The organism is Thermodesulfobacteriota bacterium (genome assembly GCA_040758155.1).
GTDB lineage: Bacteria > Desulfobacterota > Deferrimicrobia > Deferrimicrobiales > Deferrimicrobiaceae > UBA2219.
Genome location: JBFLWB010000171.1, coordinates 1 through 3,907 on the forward strand (window position 1 = coordinate 1; position 3,907 = coordinate 3,907).

Consider the following 3,907-nt stretch of genomic DNA (forward strand, 5'->3'; position numbering starts at 1 on the left):
CATGGAGGCGAGCCGGTCGAACCCGGGGATCGTCTCCATGTGCTTCACCATCCGGGCGCGCATCTCCCGGTCCGGGAGCGGCCCCCGCAACGCGCCGATGTTCTCCGTCTCGTGGTCGGGATTCGATGTCGCGGGGAGGGCGCAGGTCACCGCGGGGTGGGAGACCACCCATTTGAGGAAGAACTGGGCCCAGTTCTCCGCGCCGATCTCCCGGGCGAAATCCGGAAGCGGGCGCCCCTCGACGATCTTGAACAGCCGCGCCTTCTCGAACGGCATGTTCACCAGCACCCCCATTCCCCGGTCGGCCGCCGCCGGCAGGATGCGCTCCTCCGCCATCCGGGTGTGGATGGAGTAATGGACCTGGACGAAGTCCAGCTCCCCCCGCTCCACCCAGTCGCCGAGCGGTCCGAAGTACGGCAGCTCGTGGTGGGTGACGCCGATATATCGCACGATCCCCTCCCGCTTCCAGCGACGAAGGACGGGGACGATCTGCTCGACGTTCACCAGGCTGTGAACCTGCAGCAGGTCGAGCTTCGCCCTCCACAGCCGCTGCATCGACTGATCGAGGCTCTCCTGCGCATGGCTGTCGTCGCCGAGGAACTTGCCGGTGGACCAGATCTTGTCCGCGACAAACAGCTCGTCCGCGATCCCCAGCGCGGTGGCGAAATCGCCCACGCTGATCTCGCCGGTGCCGTACAGCGGCGACGTGTCGACGACCCTCCCGCCGCCCTCCCGGAAACGCCTGAGGACTTCACGGATGTTGTCGCGCGGCTCCCCGGGGATCGCGTCGAAGGTGAGATACGTCCCGAGGCCGACGGCGGGCACCGACTCCCCGGTGCGGGGGACGGTCTTCGCGATGACGGGTTGCGATGCGCCATCCGCCGCTTTCGCGGTCCGCGCGTCCCCGAGGCTCCGGGCCAGCGCGAATCCGGCCGCCGCCAAAGCCGCGGATGCGAACATTTCGCGACGGGTCAATTTCCCGCCTTGTCTTTCCGCGGCGCCGGCGGCACTTTCTCCAGGCATGGGACGGTCCTCCTCCCAGGTTGAAGGCCATCCTTTAATTCGAATCCGGGCTTGACTAATGGATGTGTTTCCCGGGGAAATCGTTTCGCCGGAGGAAACTTCCTGCCGCGGCCGGGCTCTAACCGGTAAAGGATTCTAAGGATATCCGGCAAGGATGCGGCAGAAGGAGGTAAACGAAATGGAAATCCTCGGGCGGCAAATCGGCATAAAGCTTTGGGTCTATACGGTGATGCTCACGCTCCTTATCCTGAATTTCGACCGGTTCCCCGGCTGACGGTCTACAAGCGCCAACGCACCCGTGCGCCGAACTGGCGATATCGGAACCCCGAAGCGGTCACGCCCGCTTCGTCCGACCCTTCCCCGTGCAGCTCGACGGCGAAGGAATCGGTGACGTTCACCCCGAGCGCCCCTTCCGCCCCCCCGAAAGTGCCGTTGGTGGTCACACCTCTCCTGTCGTAGGACTGGTAACCGAAGAAGGGGACCAGGTAGCCGTACGCCCTGCCCGCCTCCCAGCCGATCGACGCCTCCGCACGGTGGGACACGTAGCTGTTCGGGTCGAAGTACAATCCCCCGGAATCCTTCCGGAAATCCAGGTACCGGATCCTGTATCCCGCCGCGAGCTGCGGATTCTTCATGTCGAACGTGTGCCGGAGGAACCCCTGGAGATCGATCGACCGGTTTTCGTTGGAGTAGCCCCGGCGGGTGACCCCCGCACGGAACGTGGACCGGTACGGCAGCGGGTGCTCGAAATGCGCGGCGGCCTCGGTGAACCGGATCCGGTTCGCGATCAGGACGGCGGTATCCGCGAAGGACCTGCGGGCGACGCCGGCCCCGATCCGCCCGTCGAACAGGCGCGCCTCCGCGTTCGCCCCCCCGATCGCGAAGGTGCGCGGATTCCCGCCGGACGCCCGGTTCAGCCCGGCAAAGCCCCCCACTGCGATCCGCTCCGTCACCATCGATTGCGCGGATAGCGAAAGCTCGTCGGTCTCGACGTCCCGGGACGGATCGGCGGCCTCGACGTGGAGGTATCCGGCGCCCCACTTCCAGTTTCCGGTCCAGAAGTCCCCGGAAAGGGTGTACCGGTCCACCCGGTTGTCGTCCGAGTCGTCGTAGCGGCTGTATCCCGCGGCAACGCCCGGGCGGGTCGCCTTCCGGATCTCGTTGTCCAGGCCGCCGCGCTCCTTTTCCTGGTAAGGGAACTCCGGCTTCAGCAGCGCAGCTCCCTGTCTCGCTCCCCGGGTAAATCCGTCGGAGAGCCACGCCTGGGAGAGCCCGAGCCGCGTGTCGAAATCCTCCCCCTTCGAAAGGATCCCCTTGTAGATCGAAACGGCGGCGTTCGAATTGCCGCTCCACTTCAGCGCGCTCGCCCGCGCCAGCAGCGCGTCCTTGTCGTCCGGCGACGCGGCGAGGACGGCCGAGGACTCCTCGAGCGATTCGCGCAGCTTGCCGTTCCACGCGAGGCATCGCGCCAGGTGGGTCCGAGCGGCGGCGTTCCCCGGGTCTTCGGAGAGGATCTCCCGCAATTCCCGGATCGCCTCGTCGAGCCGGCCGGCCCAGGAAAGATATCGCGCCATCATGAACCGGTCCTCCCGCGGGAAGCCCCGGTACAGCGACAACGCCTTCCCGTATTCCCCCGCCGCGCCCCCGATATCGTTCCGCACGCGGAAATCGTCGCCGCGCTCCTTGTGAATGAGCGCCTTCTCCCGGTCGGTATCGGCAGCGCCGCGGGCGCCGGGCTCGTCCGCCGCTTGGGAATAAACGGCCCCCGCAGGAACCATGGAGGAGACCGCGACCGCAACCGCGGCAAGGAACAGGATCTTCCGTATCGGTTTCATGACTCCACGCCCGCCTTGAAGGAATGGATGTCGTAGCCATCGTTCACGTTCTTCCTCGGGATCGCGGAAAGGTCGCCGGGCCCGGTGAAATCGCCCTCCCCCGAAGTCAGGAGATAACGGAATCCCGCCCGCCTCGCGATCTCGACATGCTTCGCCTCGTACAGGCCGTATGGCCAGGCGAGGATCTCCGTGGACCCGCCCGTCTCCCGCCGCAGCAGCTCCCGGAACTTCTCCAGATCTTCCTCCAGCCGCTTTCCCGGGACGCCGATGACGCCCCGGTGGGTGTAGGCGTGGAGGCCGTAGGTGTGGCAGCCCAGGTCCACCGCGCCGGTCCGCAGGAGGTAACGGTACTCGTCCCAGGAGAGCATCGGCCGGTTCCCGCCGACGTCCAGGTACGACCCCACGGAGGAGCCGATGACGTTGATCGTGCTATGGAACCCGTATTCGCGGAACAGCGGCCAGGCGTATTCCAGGAAGGAAGCGTAGCCGTCGTCGAAGGTGATGACGACCGCCTTCGCGTTCCCGGGGAGCCGCGCGAGCTCCCGCAGCGGCACGGCCCGGTAGCCGTTGCCGTAGAGCCATTCCATCTGCGCCGCGAACCGGGCGGGCGAGACGGTGTAGTCGTCCCGGAAGTCGTCGGAGATGTCGTGGTACAGGAGGACGGGGACGCGGAGGCGGCCGCCCTTCCCGAACGCGGGCCCCGGCGCGGAGAGCGTCCCCGCGAGCGCCCCGCCCCAGCGGAGGAAATCCCTGCGCGTGATCCTCATCTCACACCGTCTCCGGCATCGCCGCGAAGGCTTCCTTGACGATGAAATAGCTCTTCTTCAGGTACGTGTGGTACACCGGGGTCTCCCAGGATTCCCACGAATACATCCGGACATTTTCGGCGGACAGCCGTTCGGGGAGGAAGCCCGTGACGTTCGTCCCGTCTCCGGCGGGCGCGGCCACGGGGAGCCCCTTCCGCGGGCGGAACGACACCGCGACGAACCGGATCCCGTCGGTCTTCCGGGTCTTCTCCCGGCCGTCCATCCAGAGGACGGTCCGGGAGC

At 66.8% G+C, this 3,907-nt stretch carries 4 protein-coding genes; all 4 read right to left on the reverse strand.

The annotated features are described in order from the left end of the window. On the reverse strand, positions 1-975 hold a 975-nt coding region (locus tag AB1346_11875; protein ID MEW6721139.1), incomplete at its 3' end, for an aldo/keto reductase. A gap of 326 nt (positions 976-1,301) precedes the next feature. Next, positions 1,302-2,858 (reverse strand): tetratricopeptide repeat protein, encoded by a 1,557-nt coding sequence (locus tag AB1346_11880; GenBank protein ID MEW6721140.1) that lies wholly within the window; start codon positions 2,856-2,858, stop codon positions 1,302-1,304. Next, positions 2,855-3,625 carry a polysaccharide deacetylase family protein gene (locus AB1346_11885; GenBank protein ID MEW6721141.1) on the reverse strand — a complete coding sequence of 257 codons (771 nt, stop codon included), beginning with the start codon at positions 3,623-3,625 and terminating at the stop codon, positions 2,855-2,857. Before AB1346_11885 ends, AB1346_11880 begins: the two co-directional genes overlap by 4 nt. Position 3,626: 1 nt before the next feature. After that, on the reverse strand, positions 3,627-3,907 hold a 281-nt coding region (locus AB1346_11890), incomplete at its 5' end, for a hypothetical protein (protein MEW6721142.1).

Excerpts from the sequence above, each read along its gene's own strand:
- AB1346_11880 (MEW6721140.1), bottom strand. The coding sequence starts at position 2,858 with ATGAAACCGATACGGAAGATCCTGTTCCTTGCCGCGGTTGCGGTCGCG.
- AB1346_11885 (MEW6721141.1), bottom strand. The coding sequence starts at position 3,625 with ATGAGGATCACGCGCAGGGATTTCCTCCGCTGGGGCGGGGCGCTCGCG.